The sequence below is a fragment of the uncultured Gimesia sp. genome, from assembly GCF_937919775.1.
GTDB lineage: Bacteria > Planctomycetota > Planctomycetia > Planctomycetales > Planctomycetaceae > Gimesia.
Genome location: NZ_CALFPF010000026.1, coordinates 1 through 4,854, shown reverse-complemented (window position 1 = coordinate 4,854; position 4,854 = coordinate 1). Strand labels below are relative to the sequence as shown.

Here is a 4,854-nt window from a genome sequence, read left to right as displayed (position 1 = left end):
GCACGTAACTGTTCCAGCTTTTCCAGTTGCTCAAGTGGTGTCGGCGGAATTTTCGTTAAATCCAGTAGAAACGGTCTGCGGTAAGCGTAGATTCCCAGATGTAATAACCAGGGGCTCTGATCGGGCAAAAATGTTTCGGCAGCAATATCTCGGGTAAAGGGGATGGGCAGGCGACTAAAGTACATCGCCGAGCCATCGGTGCGACACACTACCTTAGTGCAGGAACGATCCTGCAATTGTTCAATGTGACGAATGGGAGTTGCTAAAGTTGCCATATCTGCATGGGGAGTCTGAATTAGTACCTCGATTAACTGGTCGATAAATTGAGGGGAAATTTCTGGTTCATCGCCTTGGATATTCACCAGGATTTCGGCATCAAAGAGTTCTTTGACTGCGACTTCGGCAATCCGGTCGGTACCACTGGGATGTTCTCCTGTCAGGAAGGCTTTCCCGCCAAAACCATGAACTGCTTCCATTATTTCCAGGCTGTCTGTGGCAACCAGCAGACGATCCAGTTTTTCCGATCTTGCTGCCGCCTCCCAGGTATGCTGAATCAACGATTTACCGGTTTCGTTCAGCAATAATTTTCTCGGGAGCCGGGACGATTGCAGTCTGGCTGGAATCACGCCGCACACTTGCATGTGAACACCTCCTGTGTTTCCTGATGAACGGCTTATTTCAATAAAACCTCAACGGGACCAATTTATCAACAGTGAGTCCGACTCTTCAAGCGGGGGACAACCAAAACTGCAGCATTCCCTCAAGGAATCTTTTACGATCGGCTCTGCATGCCGTTTACAGGCTGGTCTTGGAGGGGATCGGAAGTTCTGATATGGTTAGCCACCAATAGGTTAGATCTCAATCTCTACCAGGACAGGATTCTCAGATGGAGCACGGATTCTTAGGCTATCGCTCAACATTCATGTTGGACTTCGTGGTATCAGCACTCGTTCTGATCGTGCCATTGCTGTTATTCAGTCTCTATACCGTCAAAATCAAACGCAATTTTTTGCTGCATAAAAAGCTGCAGATCGTGCTGGGGGCCGTTTTACTGGTGGCGGTGGCTGCCTTCGAAATTGATGTGCAGATTATGCATGGCGGGTGGCAGAATATCGTGAATCAGCGAGAAACCCCACTCACTCCTGAGCAATTTCAGTATGTCCGAAATGTTCTCTATGTCCATTTGATCTTTGCCGTTTCCACACCTCTCTTCTGGGCAACGACACTGTTTCTGGCTCTGAAACGAATTCCCAATCCGCCTGCTCCCTGCGCGCACAGCAGCACTCATAAAAAGCTAGGCTGGATTTCTACGATTGATATTACGCTGACTTCGTTAACAGGACTGTACTGGTATTATATGGCTTTTGTAACCAGCGCCTGAATACGGGCAACATTCCTGGATGATTCAGGTCAGGATTTCTTACGCGGGCGGTTAATCGGTCCTTTAGCAGGCTTCTCCGCTTCCGCTTCGTCGCTGTTTTTGTCTTTGGCAAGGACGCGTGCGATGGCTTCCAGAAAGATATCCATGGCGAATGGTTTTCTCAGGTAGTCATCCACTCCCAGCATCTCGGCATAGGCTTTATGCCTGCCCCCTTCATTGGCCGTAATCATGATCACCTTGGGGGGAGACGGTAGTGATTTCAAGGTTTCCAACACGGGAAAACCGCCCATTTTGGGCATCATCATGTCAGTAATGACCAGATCGGGATTCTCTGACTGGGCCAGCTTTTGCCCTTCCAGGCCGTTCGGGGCAAGAATCACATTGTATCCGGCTGATTTGATGACACCACTCAAGGTGCTTGAAATCTCGCGGTCATCTTCGATCAATAGAATCGTATAATCAGTTGACTTGGTCATTTTTATTCCCTGGAGAAACCGTCTGTTTCTCGCGACTCCTGGTTGTAAAGTGACTTAGCGCCACATCCTCAGACATTCCTGTCCTGCGTATATGGTATGTCCCTGTCAAATGATTCTCAAGGCAGTTGTATCAAACTGTTTTGATTCTTCATTTTTCCAGAGGGAACCCCAGACTATTATACCGGCTTTTACGAAGAATCTTCAGACAATTTTCGCCTGATTTATAAACGCTTCCACCATCTGGCAGTTTTTGATTCCGGGGGCGCTTTCCACACCACTGGCGGTATCTACGCCAAACGGGGCCACTGTTTTGATCGCTTCCGCCACGTTTTTTGCGGTCAGTCCTCCTGCCAGAATCAAAGGCGGCCATTCTTCATAGAGGTAGTTTTCCTTAATCATTGCCCAGGGGACAATTTGTCCCGTTCCGCCATACGCTTGAGGTGAATAAGCGTCAATCAGTACATGGTCCGGGCGTTTTCCGCACTGATCGCATTCCGCAAGAAAATCAGCCAGATGGTCCAGGTCGGGGTCATGAGTACGGAAGGCGCGAATGATTCTGAGTTCTGGAGCAGCCTCTGCCAGTTCCGCAAGAAATTCAGCAGGCTCGTCGCTATGCAGTTGGGCGAACTCTAAAGAGAGTTCCTCACAGATGGATTTTACCTGTATCAGAGAATGTTTTACGAACAACCCGACGACTGTTGTATCTCGGGACGAAACCGCAGATTTGATCGCAGCCGCTGTCTCAAGATCTACGGAACGAGGTGACGGTGCGTAGAAATTGAGCCCAATCGCTGAAGCGCCCAGATCAGCCACCATGCAGGCGGTGCTGATATCCTGAATTCCACAAATTTTAATCCACATCGTTTGGGATACTCTTCTCAGCAGCCTTGCGTTGTTTGTGATCCACACCGCTGGCAGGTAGACATTTCAAATGATCATCTGTCTGGAAATTTCAACTCCAGAATGAAAATTGATTATATACAACTTCTGTTTTAAGGTGTAGATGCTACCGGAACAAATTTGATGCAGACCGGTTTGGGAACGGAGATTTCATGGCCCGTTTTCTGAAGCAATCCTGTTTCCTGATCGATTCTGAACACAACCACATTATGCGTGTCCTGATTTGCAGCCAGCAGGAATTTTCCGGTAGGATCGATTTTGAAATTACGAGGAATCGCACCACTGGTCGATTGATAACCGATTGAGGTCAGTTTACCCGTCTGTTCATTAATTCGATACATGGCCAGCGAATTGGGACCACGATTCGAACCATAGAGAAATTTACCGGAGGGATGCACCTGGACCTCTGCCGTCGAGTTTCCTTTCAACGAAGTTCCCTGTGGCACTGTCGAGATGGTCTGGATTTCCTCGAAGGAACCATTCATTGCATCATAGTTCATGGCGGTAATGGTCAGGTTCAATTCGTTGATCACATAACCCCATTTTCCTGTAGGATGGAACGTAAAATGGCGCGGGCCTGAACCGGGAGGCAATTTGAATCCCGGAATGGAATTGGGCTGCAGCGAACCGTCTGATGGGGTGAACCGATAAACGAGCAGTTGATCCAGACCCAGGTCAGCGACGATTGCATGATGATTTTTTTTATATAAATTAATCGAATGTGCATGAGGTGCCGTTTGTCGTGCCGGATTGACACTGGAACCTGCATGTTGACTGAACGAGACACTTTCTTTCAGTTTCCCATTCTTGCGGATGGGCAGCGAACAGATACTGCCGCCGGTATAATTGGCAACGAGCACAAATTTGCCGGTCGCGTCGACAACAAGATGGCAGGGATCTGCCCCCCGGGAGGACTGCTGGTTGAGAAACGTTAATCCGCCTGTTTCTGCATCGATGGCAAAGGAACTGACGGCCCCCGCTTTCTGCCCCTGGAAATCTCCAATTTCGTTTACGGCATAGAGAAACTTCTGATTCGGGTGAATTGCCAGAAACGACGGATTATCGACCTGTTCCGTGATCCCGGCATGAGACAGTTTACCGGTTTCGCAATCCAGTAGAAGCTGATAGATCCCTTTACTGTCGCTGCCTCGAGTATAAGTGCCCACATAGACCCGCATCTGATCCGCAGCAGAAGCTGAATTCGCGGGAAGGGCTGATAACAATGTACTTAGCATAAACGCAGCCCCGAGCAGGAAAAGTTTAGATGAAAGCATGGCCGGACCCTGAAATAATATGGAATGGGAAAGAGAGGGGCAGAGCAGTCTGATCTGAGCCCGCTGTAGACTTTATTTGACTCAAATTTCCGGTGAAACGCAATGGTTTGTTTATCGGATGTTCTGAAATACCGTGTGTGTGGATCCTGTGATTTCTAAACGGGGGAGATTATACTTGCGATCATGTTAAAACGGATTACTCTGCATAACTTTATGAGCCATTCACATACCGTGATCGATCTGTCACCCGGTCTGACCGTTCTGACCGGTCCCAACAATTGCGGTAAGTCTGCTTTCGTCTCTGCGCTGCAGAACTTAACAGAGAATACCAAAGGCAATTACATGATCAGGCATGGCGCTAAAGAATGCCGAGTGATTGTGGAAACCGATGATGGTCATACGATTGAATGGAAACGAAAAAAGAAAAACGCCAGTTATTGCATTGATGGAATAGACATTCATCGAAAAACTCCTGACCAATTAGACGAGATACTTAGACTTTCAAAAGTCAAAGCGGGCGATAGTGACGAGTTCGATGTTCATTTTGGCGAACAGAAATCTCCGATCTTTTTACTCGGAGAGCCGGGGAGCCGGGCAGCCCGCTTTTTTGCTTCTTCCTCAGATGCCTCCAAACTGATCGAGATGCAGAAGCTGCACCGCAGCAATGTCCAGTCAGCTCAGCAGGAGTTGAAGTGGCAACAGGCTCAGGAAAAACAGAACGCAGAAATTCTTGGGCTGCTCTCCCCCATTCCGGATCTGGAAACCCGGCTTGAGAAACTGGAACAGACCTTTCAGACACTGTCCAAAGAGCAGCAGCAGCTTC

Annotated in this window: 6 protein-coding genes; 2 read left to right on the top strand and 4 right to left on the bottom strand. The window is 48.4% G+C overall.

Annotated features, from left to right (window positions below; genetic code table 11):
• Positions 1 to 641: 3-deoxy-manno-octulosonate cytidylyltransferase (gene kdsB / locus Q0294_RS00690; RefSeq protein ID WP_299459658.1), on the bottom strand; the 641-nt coding region annotated here is incomplete at its 3' end.
• A 245-nt stretch (positions 642 to 886) separates the two neighbouring features.
• Here kdsB and Q0294_RS00685 point away from each other — a divergent pair.
• Positions 887 to 1,381, top strand: coding sequence for a DUF420 domain-containing protein (locus Q0294_RS00685; RefSeq protein WP_299459655.1), 495 nt, complete (start codon positions 887 to 889; stop codon positions 1,379 to 1,381).
• Positions 1,382 to 1,410: 29 nt separating this feature from the next.
• Here Q0294_RS00685 and Q0294_RS00680 read toward each other — a convergent pair whose 3' ends face one another.
• The 3 genes from Q0294_RS00680 to Q0294_RS00670 all read right to left on the bottom strand — a co-directional run bounded on the left by Q0294_RS00680 (position 1,411) and on the right by Q0294_RS00670 (position 4,031).
• Complete coding sequence (locus tag Q0294_RS00680; protein ID WP_299459651.1) at positions 1,411 to 1,857, bottom strand: response regulator; 447 nt, start codon at positions 1,855 to 1,857, stop codon at positions 1,411 to 1,413.
• 201 nt (positions 1,858 to 2,058) lie between these two features.
• On the bottom strand, positions 2,059 to 2,718 hold the full coding sequence (locus Q0294_RS00675) for a phosphoribosylanthranilate isomerase (RefSeq protein ID WP_299459648.1): 660 nt from the start codon (positions 2,716 to 2,718) through the stop codon (positions 2,059 to 2,061).
• Positions 2,719 to 2,849: 131 nt separating this feature from the next.
• Complete coding sequence (locus Q0294_RS00670) at positions 2,850 to 4,031, bottom strand: lactonase family protein (RefSeq protein ID WP_299459646.1); 1,182 nt, start codon at positions 4,029 to 4,031, stop codon at positions 2,850 to 2,852.
• Between the two features lie 213 nt (positions 4,032 to 4,244).
• On the opposite strand from Q0294_RS00670, the gene Q0294_RS00665 reads away from it, so the two are divergent.
• Positions 4,245 to 4,854, top strand: a 610-nt coding sequence (locus Q0294_RS00665) for an ATP-binding protein (protein WP_299459644.1), incomplete at its 3' end; no start/stop codon positions are given.